The organism is Aliidiomarina sedimenti (assembly GCF_003986955.1).
Lineage (GTDB): Bacteria > Pseudomonadota > Gammaproteobacteria > Enterobacterales > Alteromonadaceae > Aliidiomarina > Aliidiomarina sedimenti.
Genome location: NZ_PIPN01000001.1, coordinates 606,834 through 620,627 on the forward strand (window position 1 = coordinate 606,834; position 13,794 = coordinate 620,627).

Here is a 13,794-nt window from a genome sequence, read left to right on the forward strand (position 1 = left end):
ACCCTTTCCTCAGGTCTGTTATAACTGCATCCGTTGGACGCTGATAACGTCGGTCAACTGGCGAATACGCCCCAGCACACGCTGCAGCTCGTCGTGGTCGCGAACAAACAGCGTCAGCAGCAGGCTCACCTGCGACGAGCGCGGGTCCAGCTTCGAATTAACCTCACTGACGTTCACTTTTTCATTCGACATAATGGTGGTAATTTCGTGCAGTAAACCGCTGCGGTCCATCGCCTGCACTTCGATGCGTGCTTCATATTGTTGTTGCGTGCCACCTGACCAGTGCACGTCGATTCCCCGTTCAGGGCTTATCTCGAGAAGCTGTTGCAGTTGTTCACAGTGTTTCTGGTGCACCGAAACGCCTCGCCCCTGGGTCACATAGCCCATAATGGGGTCGCCCGGCAACGGCTGACAACAGCGGGCAAAGCTCATCATCAGATTGCCTATTCCTTCAACCTGAACGCCTTCTTTACCTTTTTTGCTCGCAGTTTTGCGTTTAATGACCTTTTTCAGCACCTGCTCAGCCGACTGATCTTCGCTTTCCGACGGCGGTTTAAGGTAATTGACCACCTGATGCAACCCTATATCACCAGCACCAATTGCTGCCAGCAGGTCATCGGGGTGGGTCATATTAAAGCGCGACACCGCTTTATCCGCATCGGCCATGGTCAGCTTCTGTCGGGCCAGTTCCGCATCAAGCAGCTCTTTACCGGCATGAATATGTTTATCGCGGTCGAGCTTTTTAAAATAGGTGGCAACCTTGGTTCGCGCCCGACCGGAATTGAGATAGCCCAGGCCCGGGTTCATCCAGTCACGCCGCGGTGACGGTTCTTTCTGCGTCAGTATTTCAACCCGTTCACCGTTTTGCAGATGATAGGTAAAAGGCACAATGCGTCCATCGACCTTGGCCCCAATACAGCGGTGGCCAACCTGGCTATGAATGTAATAGGCAAAATCCAGCGGCGTCGAACCGGCCGGCAGATCAATTACGTCCCCTTTTGGGGTAAACACATAGACCCGGTCTTCGAAAACCTGACTGCGAATTTCCTGCACCAGATCCTCGTTTTCGGCCATGTCTTCATGCCAGGCTAACAACTTACGCAGCCAGGCAATGCGTTCCTCGTAGCCCTGACCACGGCCGCCAGGTGCGCCTTCTTTATACACCCAGTGCGCCGCGACTCCCATTTCGGCGTCGTCATGCATCTGCTCTGAACGGATCTGGATCTCGACATTCTTACTTTCCGGCCCAATCACCACCGTATGAATAGACTGGTAGCCGTTTGCTTTCGGGGTCGCCACATAGTCATCAAACTCCGACGCCAGATGGCGCCATCTGGTGTGGACCACCCCCAGCGCGCCATAGCAGTCTTTCAGTGACTGAGTGACAACCCGCACCGCCCGGATATCGAACAGTTCATCAAAGCCGAGGTTCTTTTTTTGCATCTTGCGCCAGATGCTGTAGATATGTTTGGGCCGCCCATAGACGCTGGCATCGACGTGCTCTGCATCAAGATGGGCCTGTAAATCGGTGACAAACTCGTCGATATAGGCTTCCCGCTGCAGACGTTTTTCGTCCAGCTGTTTGGCGATTTGTTTGTAGGTTTGCGGATGCAGGTAACGAAAGGCGAGGTCTTCCAGCTCCCATTTAAGCTGACCTATGCCTAAACGGTTGGCCAGCGGCGCATAGATTTCACTGCATTCTTTCGCTGCCAGTACACGCTCTTCTTCATCGGCATTTTTCAGTAAGCGCAACTGGCAAATCCGTTCGGCCAGCTTAATCAGCACCGCGCGGACATCTTCCACCATGGCCAGTAACATGCGGCGCACGGTGTCGATCTGAGCGGCATTGGGTTTACCGTGCTGGAAGTGTTGCAGCTCGCTGATACTCTGCATCTGATGCACGGTATCCACCATCGCCACCAGCTTGTCACCGCCCTGCTCATGCAGCCAGTCGTTGTCTATGGCGGCGTGTTCAAACGCCGGCAGACACAACGCCGCCTGCAGTCCCAGCTTATCAAGGTTGAGATCGGCCAGGATCTCAACCATTTCTTCGCCTTTAACCAACAAGGAAGGGTTTTGTTCAATCGCAGGAAGGCGTTGCAACGCTGCAGCCAACGCTTTCAGGTTGTCGCGCACCTTGTCACGTTTAATCGCGGCCAGCCAGCCACCCTGCTGCTGAACCCCTTTGTCGACGTGAATACTGCGAACCTGAACCATGTTATTCCTACCTGCTACCAGAAAAAGCGACTGCCGTAGCTACAATGTGCGAAATCAGGCCTGCCCTGTCAATCAAATAGCAGACAAAACCACGTAAGCTATGGCAAATTCGCGTTCATCGCTGAGGGAAAGGTGAAATTGGGTCGCTCCAAGGGCGGTCGCCTGCGCCTGAGCAGCACCATGCAACTGCAACTGAGGTTGCCCACTCGGCAAGCGGGTGACTTCGATATGCTGGAAGGAAACCTGCCCAATGCCAGTTCCCAGCGCTTTCGCTGTCGCTTCCTTTGCCGCCCAGCGCTTGGCCAGAAAAGCTACCGGCTGGCTGTGTTGAGCAAAGGTTGCACGCTCTGTCGGGGTCAGTACCCGCTCAGCAAATGCCGGGTTGCGTTGCAGTAACCCGGCAATTCGTTCAATGCTGACAATGTCGGTCCCGATCCCAAGCACGCTCATAGTTACACTCGCGCACTTTGCAGAATGTGTTTCATTTCCCGCACCGCCTGCTCCAGCCCGGTAAACACAGAACGGGCTACGATGGCATGACCGATATTCAGTTCATAAAACTCTGGGATCGCCGCGATTTCCGCAGTGTTGTGATAATGCAAACCATGCCCGGCATTCACTGTCAGCCCCAGCGCTTTCGCTTCGCGTGCCGATTTTCTCAGTTGCATCAAAGCATCCCGCTGAGCCTGGCCCGACACCTCGGCGTAATGGCCTGTATGCAGTTCAACCAGCGGTGCACCCACTTCACGGGCGGCTTCCAGTTGACGGGTGTCAGCATCAATAAACAGACTTACCTGAATACCCGCCTCAGTAAGTTGAGTTACCACATCGCGGGTCCGGGAAATCTGACCGGCCACATCGAGCCCGCCTTCCGTGGTCAGTTCTTCGCGTTTTTCCGGTACCAGACACACATAAACCGGCTTCACCCGGCAGGCAATGGCAACCATCTCATCGGTCATCGCCATTTCCAGGTTCATTCGGGTCTGCAGAGTTTCTGCCAACATCTCGACGTCGCGGTCAACAATGTGGCGACGGTCTTCACGCAAATGAATGGTAATTCCATCTGCGCCGCCCTGCTCAGCTACCGCAGCTGCCTGCACCGGATCAGGATAGGCTACCCCACGTGCGTTACGCAGTGTCGCTACATGATCAATATTTACCCCTAATAAAGGTCCCTGCATGCTGCATGCTCCTCTTATTATTTGCTGTTAGTATCGGTTGGTTGATCGTCCGCGGATGCTGCTCCGGCATTGCTTTCGAGCTTTCTCCCGGCGTTGCCTGACGCCGGCTTACCCTGGAAAAGTTCGCGGCTGCGCAATGGCTTATTGCCTAAATAGGCGCCCAGCGCTCTGCGCATCACAAACTTGAACTGGTTAAGAAGCTGCGGGTCCTGCAAGGCAAAGTCGGCCATCCGGGCAATATCTGCACCGCTAAAATGGGGAGTCGGTTCGCGTCCGTGCCAGACCCGTGCAAAGCCTTCACCGGGACGAAAGTAATATACTCCGTCAGCGACCATCGGCTCGCCCTGTTCAACCTCATGCTGCCAGTCAAACTCAAGTTCCAGGTGGCACAACAGTCGCCATTCAAATTTACGCAGCACAGGCTCCATCGGAAGCCCCTGACGCAATAAATCAATGGTGTGCTGATAATCATTAAATAAGGCGGGTATCGCTGCGTGTTCCGGCATTAAACGTTGCAGCAGTTCATTGATATAAAAGCCGCAGTAAAGATAATCGCCAGCCAGGTTAGCGACGTATTCACCGGTGTCGACGCTGGTCAGCGTTTTTAAGTCGCTGCGCCCCCGCCATTCAACCTGTAACAGCCGAAACGGCTGCAGCAACGCTGCCTGACCCTTCTTACTGCGTCTTGCGCCGCGTGCAACCACGCGAACGCGGCCCTGCTCTGCACTGAATAACTCAACGATCAGGCTATGTTCCTGATACGGCCAGCGGTGCAGGACATAAGCTGGCTGCACCTTTTAGTCCTCGCCGTACCCTAAGCTTCGCAATGCGCGTTCATCGTCAGCCCAACCGGACTTCACTTTGACCCACAGGTTCAGGTGAACTTTGCCACCAATCAATTTCTCAATATCGCGTCGCGCCTGCTGACCCACTTCTTTTAATTTCGAGCCGCCCTGGCCGATAACCATGCGTTTTTGCGATTCTCGTTCAACCAGAATCAGGGCATGAATATGGGTGGTGCCCGACTCATGGGTCTCATATTTTTCCACTTCAACGGTCGTTGAATAGGGCAACTCGTCACCGGTTAAACGCATCAGCTTTTCGCGCACCGCTTCCGCCGCCATAAAACGCACTGAACGATCGGTAACATAGTCGTCCGGGAACATGTGAACGCCTTCCTGAAGAAAGCCTTTAACAATCTTTTTCAGTACCGGAATATGCTCGCCAGAACGGGCAACCATCGGCAGAATATCAGCAAAGGTGTGCTTTTCACTCAGCATCTGAATATGCGGCAACAAACTGGATTTGTCTTTCAGCTGATCAATTTTATTGAGGATAAGTACCACGGGTCGCTGGCTGCGGCGGATTTTTTGCAGCACCATTTCATCGTCTTCACCCCAGGTCGTTGCCTCGACCACGAAAAGCACCAGGTCGACATCGCCTATTGATGAGCTTGCAGCACGGTTCATCAGACGGTTTATCGCCTTTTTCTCGTCGCTGTGTAAGCCGGGGGTATCAACATACACCACCTGATCTTCACCCTCAGTCTCAATACCGAGAATACGGTGGCGTGTGGTTTGGGCCTTTTTCGAGGTAATGCTGATTTTCTGCTTGAGGATCTGGTTCAGCAGGGTCGATTTACCCACGTTTGGGCGGCCAACAATGGCGACGAAACCACTGCGTGTGTCTTCTGTCATGATACATTACCTTCTATCTGTTGCAGTGCGGCACTGGCCGCTGATTGCTCCGCTTTGCGGCGACTGGTCCCGGTGCCTTTTACAGGCGTCTCGAGACCGTCAAAACTGCAACTCACGGTAAACTTCTGATTGTGTGCCTGGCCTTGTCTGGCCACCACTTCATACAACGGCAACGGCAACTGCCTTGCCTGTAAATGTTCTTGCAAACGGGTTTTCGGATCTTTTTGGCTAACGCCTGGCTTAATCGTCTCTAGCATCGGCTCAAACCAGTTAAGGATCATTGCCTTGCAGGTATCCAGATCACTGTCTAAATAGACCGCACCAATAATGCCTTCCACCGCGTCCGATAAAATCGACTCACGCCGAAAGCCGCCACTTTTCAATTCGCCGGGACCAAGCTGTAAATGGTCACCAAGTTCAAACTGCTGCGCCAGTTTCGCCAGGGTCGGGCCACAAACCAGCGTAGCCCGCATCCGGCTCAAGTCACCTTCGTCCTGTTTGGTAAAGCGCTGAAACAGGACCTCGGCAATAACCATGCTTAAAATGGAGTCGCCAAGAAATTCGAGTCGTTCGTAATGCTTGGTCGATGCACTGCGGTGCGTCAACGCACGCTTAAGCAGCGCGACGTCCTTGAATTCATAACCAATAACGTTATTTAACTGGCGAATGGCTGTTGCCGTTAAACTCACTCAATGCCTCCCAGACGGTCAAAACGAACCTTGCTGGGCACCCAATCAGGCATCCAGCTATTACGATCACGGTCAAATTCGAAACTCATCCAGATAAAGGTTGCCCGGCCGACCAGTAAATCCTCATGCACAAAGCCCCAAAAGCGGCTGTCGATGGAGTTATCACGGTTATCGCCAAGCATGAAATAATGCCCTTCAGGCACAATCCACTCGTCATCACGGGTGCCGTCCTGACGCGCATAAATGCCCAAATGCGGACGGCTGGCATGGTTAATCAGGATATCATGCTCGCGCCCGTCCAGTGCTTCGCGGTATCGGGTAAGCGGGTAACGATCTTTAAAAAACTCACCCTGACTCAGCATTTCCCGCTCGGCGACCAGAATCTCTGGTTCCTCGCAAGGCGCTTCACACTGTGCTGGCTGCACATAGACCTTCTTTTCACGGTAGATAACCCGGTCACCGGGCAGGCCTACAACACGTTTAATATAGTCCACATCCGGTTCTTCCGGATATTTGAAGACTGCAATATCACCACGCTCAGGGCGGCCTGTTTCAATAAACTCATTGCGCCACACGGGATCGCGCAGGCCGTAGCGGAATTTTTCCACCAGAATGAAATCGCCTTCAAGCAAGGTCGGCATCATCGAACCGGACGGAATACGGAATGGCTCATAAATAAACGAACGCATGATCAGTACAAACGCCAGGATCGGGAATGCCGCCTGAGCAAACTCCGCAATGCTTGACTGCGGTGCTGCCTGGTCTTTCTGGTCATCCGTAAATGGGGTGCCGGTTTGCGATTCCAGTGCGGTTATTTTGTCGTTCCGTTTTGGCTTCCAGACAAAATGGTCGATGGCCCAAATAATACCAGTTGCTAACGTCAGCAAAACCAGAAAAATGGAAAAATACACAGTCATACTGTCATCCTTGTTGCCCTACTTGCTAGTTTTTAACACTGCAAGAAACGCTTCCTGAGGAACTTCCACATTACCTACCTGCTTCATCCGTTTCTTACCTTCTTTCTGCTTCTGCAACAGCTTTTTCTTCCGACTCACGTCACCACCATAGCACTTCGCGGTAACGTTTTTGCGTAATTGTTTGACCGTACTGCGCGCAATGATGTGATTTCCAATCGCCGCCTGAATAGCAATATCAAACATCTGCCGCGGGATTAGTTCACGCATCTTGTCGACCACTTCACGACCGCGGAATTCTGCGTTGTCACGGTGCGTAATTAATGCCAGCGCATCGACCCGATCGCCGTTAATCATAATATCAACGCGAACCATGTGTGACGGCTCAAAACGTTTAAACTGGTAATCCAGCGAGGCGTAACCACGACTGGTTGACTTCAGACGGTCAAAGAAGTCCATGACCACTTCCGCCATCGGCAACTCGTAAGTTAACGCTACCTGATTGCCATGGTACTCCATTTTGGTTTGCACACCGCGTTTTTCCACGCACAGGGTAATAACATTACCCAAATGCTCCTGCGGCACCAGAATATTGGCTTCAACAATCGGCTCATAAATCGTATCGATATCGTTTACCGGCGGTAACGCAGACGGGTTGTCGACTTTAACTTCGACACCTTTGGTAGTGGTAACTTTATAAATCACCGTTGGTGCCGTGGTAATCAGATCAATATCATATTCGCGTTCGAGGCGCTCCTGAATGATTTCCATGTGCAGCATACCAAGGAAGCCACAGCGGAAACCGAAACCAAGCGCGGTCGAGTTTTCCGGTTCATAGAACAGTGACGCGTCATTCAGGCTAAGCTTACCTAACGCATCGCGCATGTTCTCATAATCGTCTGAGCTGATCGGGAACATACCGGCGTAAACCTGTGGCTTCACTTTTTTAAAGCCAGGCAATTGTTTTTCCGCCGGATTTTTCGCCAGGGTCAGCGTATCACCGACCGGTGCACCCAAAATATCTTTAATCCCAGCGATCACAAAACCAACTTCACCGGCATGCAATACCCCAGTATCAAGGGGTTTCGGTGTGAAAATACCAACCTTGTCAATCTGGTGAACCTGGCCGGTACTCATCACTTTCATTTTGTCACCGGCACGTAACACACCTTTTTTAATCCGCACCAGCGACACCACGCCCTGATAATTATCAAACCAGGAATCAATAATCAGTGCCTGCACAGGCGCATCGTCATCGGCTTCGGCTTGCGGGGAAGGGATCTGAGTAACAATGCGCTCCAGCACTTCTTCAATGCCAATTCCGGTTTTCGCTGAACACTGCACCGCATCGATGGCTTCAATACCGACAATGTCTTCAATTTCCTGCGCCACGCGCATCGCGTCCGCCTGTGGCAAATCGATTTTATTCAATACCGGGACTACTTCCAGATCCATTTCGATCGCGGTATAGCAGTTTGCCAGCGTTTGCGCTTCCACCCCTTGTGCCGCGTCGACGACCAATAAGGCACCTTCACAACCAGCGAGGCTGCGTGAAACTTCGTAGGAAAAGTCGACGTGACCTGGAGTGTCGATAAAGTTTAACTGGTAACGCTCACCGTCTCTGGCGTCGTAATACAAGGTAACGCTTTGCGCTTTGATGGTGATACCGCGCTCGCGTTCGATATCCATCGAATCAAGCACCTGTTCTGCCATTTCGCGATCAGCCAGACCACCACAATGCTGGATCAGACGATCCGACAGTGTCGATTTTCCGTGGTCAATGTGGGCAATAATGGAAAAGTTGCGAATATTCTTCTTGGCAATGCCTGGCTGGCTCATTCAAACCTCGTTATAGAACCGCTGAATTCGTTCCTCTGGCGCCAGTCATGGGGGCGCCAGAAATAGTGATAGCGCGAAATTTTACTCGCTTTTCACCATCCATACAACGAAAGTCGGCAGGCTTAAGGCGTCGTTGACAATCCTCTAACCTGTAATAAGGCCTGAACTTTGACATCTTTGTGGCGTAAATAACGACGAAGAAGGTAAAAACTAAAGGCAAATGCGGCAAACCCGAGCCCGATGGAACCACCTTCATGGTCCGCAAACCACCATTGCCCAAGCAGAGCGCCGGCAAATAACGCCAGCAGTGGCAACATGTAAACCGCCAGTGAAAAACGCGTCAGCGCCTCTTCCGGCAACTGCAGCTCGACGTCCTGCCCCGGGCTTAGCGACTCATTCGTCACCACACTGAAATGCCCGCGACGCCCTGGCAACGCTTTCGATAACAAGCCTGCACCACAGGTATTTTGTTTGCTACAGCCGGAACAGCCGCTTTTTAACTGGGTCTGAATGTCAACGCTGCGTCCGTTGACTGCGGTGACTGTGCCGATTTCACGGATCATGGTGAGCCCCTCATCGCGGCGTACGAACTGACTGCGCAATTCGTTGTGCGGTCTCAGCCGGTACTCCGCCAACCACTGTCACCTGGTACTCACCAAGCTCAGTCGAATGCAGTGATTCGGCACCTTCTATCTGCATCGCCGAAGTCGCCTGATTGCGGGCGCTGATATAGATAGACAATTTGGCCAGACCATCAGTATAGAGGTAGTAATCGACCGGCTGTCCGGTTACCGCCATACGATGATTATTCGAGCGGATCAGCTCAAACCCCTGTGGCAACCAGCCTATCTGCCACTGTTGGGCAAGAGGCCGTCGATTCGAGTTGTCATCAACCAGGGGTGGCCGTGACACCTCGCTTACGTCGCGTAAGTTATCCAGAAAGCTGTCACTGGTAAATAAGGTGGTTAACTGCACCTGCTCCAGAACATCGCCATGAACTGACAAGGTTGCCGTACGCAATAACATGCCAGTTTCGCGGTCAACCCAGATCGAGTAGCCATAACGCTGACGATCCCGGGCAATCACCCGAATATGGTCTGCGGCACGGTCCATCACCCGGCCACCACCGACAGCCATGACGTTATAGGCCCCTGCTATTTTTTCAAAGGGCTGAAAAAAACCGGCGGGCAACGGTCCATTAAGCACGGTTGCGCGCAAACTATAAGGGGAACCAAGCGAATGATAGTAAGAAACGTGATTATTGTGACGCAGCGCACGGTATTCAGGTCCGTTAAGCGTAGCCAGAACTTCAACTTCATTGCCGTTCTCTGAACGGCTGTGTAACCAGCGGTAGGGTTCAATACGTTGCCCGCGAACATGCACAAATGAGGCATCGAAATTTAATTCACGCAAAGCCTGCTGCATACGGTCAAATAACGCTGCACCCTGTGCACTCTCGCTACTGTCAGTCTGGTTCTGCGTCTGTGCCTGCACCGCGTGCATGCTCAGCGTCAACGCCAGACATGCGAACGCATACTGTACCGCTTGTTTCATCACTACCGTCCGTTATTGTCTGGTATCGGGTCTTGCGACGCCGCGTCCTGGGCCTCGGCTTCTTCCTGTTCCTGCTGACTTAACTGGGTCTGCTGTTGATGATCAAGGAAGAATGATTGGATCTGACGGCGCTGATCACTGCCGCTGGATGGTACCGCAGGCGCTTCCGTTGCATTAAAGCTCACGGGATTTGCCATGCCATCAAAAGGTGCGGTTTCAAACACCGGCGACGAACCAGACTGTGGAATATCATTGCCCGGTTCGAGTTGGTAATTGGTTACCCCAATCACGGTCACTAACGCAACACTTGCGGCGACTGCAAAGCTTGCTGCAGGGCGCCACCATGCATCGTTTGCGGCAGATTTCCACCAGCCAGCCTTGGCTGTAGCTGCCACAGCTGCGCGGTGCGCAGGTTCAGCGGCTACCTGAGCGGCAACGGCCGCCGAGATATCAATCGCCATACCCGGTTGTACATCGTTCCGAATAATAGAGCTTGCCAGCTGGTAACGCTGTAGAGTCGACTTCTGTTCGTCGTCTTTCAGCATGCGATCAAGCAGACTATGATTAACATCTTCACCGTCCAGCAGTGCTGACAGATGTTCATTATGCTTGTCAGTCATACGCGTTTCCTCAACAGTTTAACCTTCTAAAAGGGGTTTTAACTTTTTATCGATGGCCTCGCGTGCTCTGAAAATACGAGAACGTACGGTACCAATCGGACAATCCATGGTGACTGCTATCTCTTCATACCCCATGCCATCCAGCTCCCTCAGGGTAATTGCCTGCTTCAGGTCATCTGGCAAGGCATTGATGGCGTCGAGCACCACGGCTTTAATTTCATCAGATAACATCTGACTCTCAGGTGAAGCAATGTCCTTCAGACCATGACCGTCATCCAAAAACTCTGCATCCTGAGCATCAATATCGGTACCAGGTGGCTTACGACCACGCGATACCAGGTAATTTTTCGCGGTATTCACCGCAATACGATACAGCCAGGTATAAAATGCGCTATCACCACGAAAGTTCGGCAACGCACGATACGCCTTAATGAATGCCTCCTGCGCTACATCCGGCACATCACCTTGCTGCTTAACGTAACGCGAAATCAAACTCATGATCTTGTGCTGATATTTCTTTACCAGAATATCAAACGCAGCCTGATCACCTTGTTGTACTCGTTCTACAAGTTGTTGATCTATGTCCTGTTCGCTCATCCGAGCCATCTCTCCCGTTCCCTTGCTCGTACTACAAGTAGCACTGGCTCGAGCTGCGTGTCACCTACCTAGACCGACAGCCTTTTAAAAAGTTCGCATTTACTGCACGAACAAGGGTAAAATTCATTTTCAATCTTCACAACAGTCTATGGATACTATGACCTCTCGTCACGCGTTCCAATGCGATGCGCTGATTATCGGCAGCGGCGCTGCCGGCCTGTCACTGGCTCTTAAACTTGCCCAACACCTGAACGTTATAGTACTGAGTAAAGGTCCTCTGGTCGAGGGCTCGACCTACTATGCGCAAGGCGGTATCGCAGCGGTATTCGATGAAAATGATAGCATTGAATCTCATGTCAACGATACCTTAAAAGCTGGCGCAGGCCTGTGTGACGCCGAGGTCGTGCACTTTACCGCATCGCGTGCCAAAACTGCGTTGCAGTGGCTGATAGAACTTGGCACTCCGTTTGATCAGGAAACCGATGCCAAAGGTGAAGCCCGTTTTCACCTTACCCGTGAAGGCGGTCATAGCCATCGCCGCATTCTGCATGCGGCCGACGCCACCGGGCGTGCTGTACAAACCACCCTGGTCAGTCAGATCGAACGCCACCCCAGAATCAAAGTGCTCGAAGGGTACAACGCCATCGACCTGATTAGTGCCGGCGAAGGCAACCAGCGCCGTTGTGTTGGGGCCTATGCCTGGAGCCGTGAAGAACGGCTGGTCTACACCATTAGTGCACCCTTTGTGACCCTTGCCACCGGCGGTGCGAGTAAAGTGTACCAGTACACCAGCAACCCGGATGTCGCCTCCGGCGATGGCATAGCCATGGCGTGGCGTGCGGGCTGTCGGGTCGCGAACATGGAATTTAACCAGTTTCACCCGACCTGTTTGTACCACCCCAGAGCCCAGAACTTTCTGCTGACCGAAGCCTTGCGTGGTGAAGGCGCGATATTGAAACGCCCGGATGGCTCAGCATTTATGGCCGACTTCCACCCGGACAACGAGCTGGCCCCACGGGATGTGGTCGCCCGAGCTATCGATTACGAGATGAAACGACTTGGCGCCGACTGCATGTTCCTCGATATTTCGCATCAGGACAGTGATTTTGTTAAGCAACACTTCCCCACTATCTATCAGCGTTGCCTCGATTTAGGCATCGACATTACCAAAGAAGCCATGCCGGTGGTGCCAGCTGCACATTACACCTGTGGCGGGGTGATGGCCGATAAAAATGCCCAGACCGATCTGGCCGGGCTTTATGCCATTGGTGAAGTGGCTTACACCGGTCTGCATGGGGCCAACCGTATGGCCAGCAATTCGTTGCTGGAGTGCATTGTGTTTGCTCATGCGGCGGCAGAACATATGTTAGCCGAGCATGCCACCGTTACACGGCCACCTGACCTGGCCCCCTGGGATGAAAGCAAAGTCACAGACTCAGATGAAGAAGTCATTATTCAGCACAACTGGCACGAGCTGCGCTTGTTTATGTGGGACTATGTCGGAATTGTACGCACCAATAAAAGGCTCGAACGCGCGGCACGGCGGATTGAACTGTTGCAGCAGGAAATCCATGACTATTATGCCAATTTCCGCGTCTCAAATAACCTGCTGGAACTGCGTAATCTGGTTCAGGTTGCAGAGTTAATTGTGATGAGTGCTATGCAGCGTAAAGAAAGCCGCGGCCTGCACTATAATCTCGACTATCCGGATTTACAGCCGAACCCACAACCTACGGTCGTTGCCCCGGGCCATAAGGCTTAACGCCCTGCTGCTGACAATTCAGACAGACCCGGCGCAGGCGCGCCCAAGCAGCGTCGTCCAGTTGATCCCGATACAGCCAGCGCCACGGCAATGGCTGTTGCTCGCAACTGAATTGAACAAACACCACAAACGGTGTCAGTAACCCCTGTTTAAGTTGCAACCGCTGCTGCGTATCAGAGACGTAGTAACCACGGCCCTGCTCGCTGAGGCACAAAGTGTCGCCGTGCTGCGGCTGACTGCTTTGTCGCCAGCAACAAAATGCACTTACCAACAGCAAAGGCCAGCACCATAACCAGTCCAGCCACCAGGTCTGCAGGCTTCGCCAGAAAACCCAGGCTGCTGTACACGCGGTCACGGCGGCACACGCCAGAATAAGTTGCCTGCGCATCACCGACGGCTGAAGGCGCAGGCTCCACATCAGACTTTAACCCGACTTAGCATCAGCTTAACCATTGCATCCAGCTCCGCATCCTCACACACCTGGTGGCCCATGAACCAGCCGAACAAATCCGGATCATCGCAGGTAATCAGGCGACGGAAGACGGCCTTCTGCTCATCCGACAGCTCGTCATACGCCTCTTCAACAAAGGGCAGAAAAAGCACATCCAGCTCAAGCATGCCTCGACGGCAGGCCCAACGCAGGCGTTTTTTGTCAATCAACACATCGGCAGATTGTTTGATGTACTCCATGGGTACTCCTCATGTCACTCCAGGCTGATGCCTG

General features: G+C 52.7%; 15 protein-coding genes. 1 reads left to right on the forward strand and 14 read right to left on the reverse strand.

Annotated features, from left to right (window positions below):
- Positions 1-18: 18 nt before the first annotated feature.
- The 12 genes from relA to rpoE form a co-directional block, all read right to left on the reverse strand.
- Complete coding sequence (gene relA, locus CWE12_RS02905) at positions 19-2,217, reverse strand: GTP diphosphokinase (protein WP_126788163.1); 2,199 nt, start codon at positions 2,215-2,217, stop codon at positions 19-21.
- 72 nt (positions 2,218-2,289) lie between these two features.
- Positions 2,290-2,667, reverse strand: a complete 378-nt coding sequence (gene acpS, locus CWE12_RS02910; protein ID WP_126788164.1) for a holo-ACP synthase — start codon at positions 2,665-2,667, stop codon at positions 2,290-2,292.
- 2 nt (positions 2,668-2,669) lie between these two features.
- The gene (gene pdxJ, locus CWE12_RS02915; RefSeq protein ID WP_126788165.1) at positions 2,670-3,398 is read right to left on the reverse strand and encodes a pyridoxine 5'-phosphate synthase; all 729 of its coding nucleotides are present in this window, start codon (positions 3,396-3,398) and stop codon (positions 2,670-2,672) included.
- Between the two features lie 17 nt (positions 3,399-3,415).
- Positions 3,416-4,192: a DNA repair protein RecO gene (gene recO, locus CWE12_RS02920; RefSeq protein WP_126788166.1), complete on the reverse strand. Its 777-nt coding sequence runs from the start codon at positions 4,190-4,192 to the stop codon at positions 3,416-3,418.
- A gap of 3 nt (positions 4,193-4,195) precedes the next feature.
- Positions 4,196-5,095, reverse strand: coding sequence for a GTPase Era (era, locus tag CWE12_RS02925; RefSeq protein ID WP_126788167.1), 900 nt, complete (start codon positions 5,093-5,095; stop codon positions 4,196-4,198).
- A complete protein-coding gene (gene rnc, locus CWE12_RS02930; RefSeq protein WP_198675671.1) occupies positions 5,092-5,784 on the reverse strand; it encodes a ribonuclease III in 693 nt (230 codons plus the stop codon). Before rnc ends, era begins: the two co-directional genes overlap by 4 nt.
- Positions 5,781-6,701, reverse strand: a complete 921-nt coding sequence (gene lepB / locus CWE12_RS02935; protein ID WP_126788168.1) for a signal peptidase I — start codon at positions 6,699-6,701, stop codon at positions 5,781-5,783. Before lepB ends, rnc begins: the two co-directional genes overlap by 4 nt.
- Before the next feature lie 18 nt (positions 6,702-6,719).
- Entirely contained in the window at positions 6,720-8,537 is a 1,818-nt protein-coding gene (lepA, locus tag CWE12_RS02940; RefSeq protein WP_126788169.1) for a translation elongation factor 4, read from the reverse strand.
- A 122-nt stretch (positions 8,538-8,659) separates the two neighbouring features.
- Positions 8,660-9,172 carry a SoxR reducing system RseC family protein gene (locus CWE12_RS02945; RefSeq protein WP_241984120.1) on the reverse strand — a complete coding sequence of 171 codons (513 nt, stop codon included), beginning with the start codon at positions 9,170-9,172 and terminating at the stop codon, positions 8,660-8,662.
- The gene (locus CWE12_RS02950; protein WP_126788170.1) at positions 9,111-10,091 is read right to left on the reverse strand and encodes a MucB/RseB C-terminal domain-containing protein; all 981 of its coding nucleotides are present in this window, start codon (positions 10,089-10,091) and stop codon (positions 9,111-9,113) included. Before CWE12_RS02950 ends, CWE12_RS02945 begins: the two co-directional genes overlap by 62 nt.
- 2 nt (positions 10,092-10,093) lie before the next feature.
- Positions 10,094-10,711, reverse strand: coding sequence for a sigma-E factor negative regulatory protein (locus CWE12_RS02955; RefSeq protein ID WP_126788171.1), 618 nt, complete (start codon positions 10,709-10,711; stop codon positions 10,094-10,096).
- Between the two features lie 18 nt (positions 10,712-10,729).
- Positions 10,730-11,308, reverse strand: a complete 579-nt coding sequence (gene rpoE / locus CWE12_RS02960) for an RNA polymerase sigma factor RpoE (protein ID WP_126788172.1) — start codon at positions 11,306-11,308, stop codon at positions 10,730-10,732.
- Between the two features lie 157 nt (positions 11,309-11,465).
- Here rpoE and nadB point away from each other — a divergent pair, with 157 nt between their 5' ends.
- Entirely contained in the window at positions 11,466-13,070 is a 1,605-nt protein-coding gene (gene nadB, locus CWE12_RS02965) for an L-aspartate oxidase (protein ID WP_126788173.1), read from the forward strand.
- Here the strand turns inward: nadB and CWE12_RS02970 are convergent.
- Complete coding sequence (locus CWE12_RS02970; RefSeq protein ID WP_126788174.1) at positions 13,039-13,488, reverse strand: protein YgfX; 450 nt, start codon at positions 13,486-13,488, stop codon at positions 13,039-13,041. The two genes, nadB and CWE12_RS02970, sit on opposite strands and share 32 nt — an antisense overlap.
- Positions 13,488-13,760 (reverse strand): FAD assembly factor SdhE, encoded by a 273-nt coding sequence (locus tag CWE12_RS02975; RefSeq protein ID WP_126788175.1) that lies wholly within the window; start codon positions 13,758-13,760, stop codon positions 13,488-13,490. Before CWE12_RS02975 ends, CWE12_RS02970 begins: the two co-directional genes overlap by 1 nt.
- Positions 13,761-13,794 lie beyond the last annotated feature (34 nt).

Coding starts and splice junctions, on each gene's coding strand:
- lepB (WP_126788168.1), bottom strand. CDS start 6,701: ATGACTGTGTATTTTTCCATTTTTCTGGTTTTGCTGACGTTAGCAACT.
- CWE12_RS02955 (WP_126788171.1), bottom strand. CDS start 10,711: ATGACTGACAAGCATAATGAACATCTGTCAGCACTGCTGGACGGTGAA.
- nadB (WP_126788173.1), top strand. CDS start 11,466: ATGACCTCTCGTCACGCGTTCCAATGCGATGCGCTGATTATCGGCAGC.
- era (WP_126788167.1), bottom strand. CDS start 5,095: ATGACAGAAGACACACGCAGTGGTTTCGTCGCCATTGTTGGCCGCCCA.
- CWE12_RS02950 (WP_126788170.1), bottom strand. CDS start 10,091: ATGAAACAAGCGGTACAGTATGCGTTCGCATGTCTGGCGTTGACGCTG.
- lepA (WP_126788169.1), bottom strand. CDS start 8,537: ATGAGCCAGCCAGGCATTGCCAAGAAGAATATTCGCAACTTTTCCATT.
- pdxJ (WP_126788165.1), bottom strand. CDS start 3,398: ATGCAGGGACCTTTATTAGGGGTAAATATTGATCATGTAGCGACACTG.
- CWE12_RS02970 (WP_126788174.1), bottom strand. CDS start 13,488: ATGTGGAGCCTGCGCCTTCAGCCGTCGGTGATGCGCAGGCAACTTATT.
- CWE12_RS02975 (WP_126788175.1), bottom strand. CDS start 13,760: ATGGAGTACATCAAACAATCTGCCGATGTGTTGATTGACAAAAAACGC.
- rpoE (WP_126788172.1), bottom strand. CDS start 11,308: ATGAGCGAACAGGACATAGATCAACAACTTGTAGAACGAGTACAACAA.
- relA (WP_126788163.1), bottom strand. CDS start 2,217: ATGGTTCAGGTTCGCAGTATTCACGTCGACAAAGGGGTTCAGCAGCAG.
- acpS (WP_126788164.1), bottom strand. CDS start 2,667: ATGAGCGTGCTTGGGATCGGGACCGACATTGTCAGCATTGAACGAATT.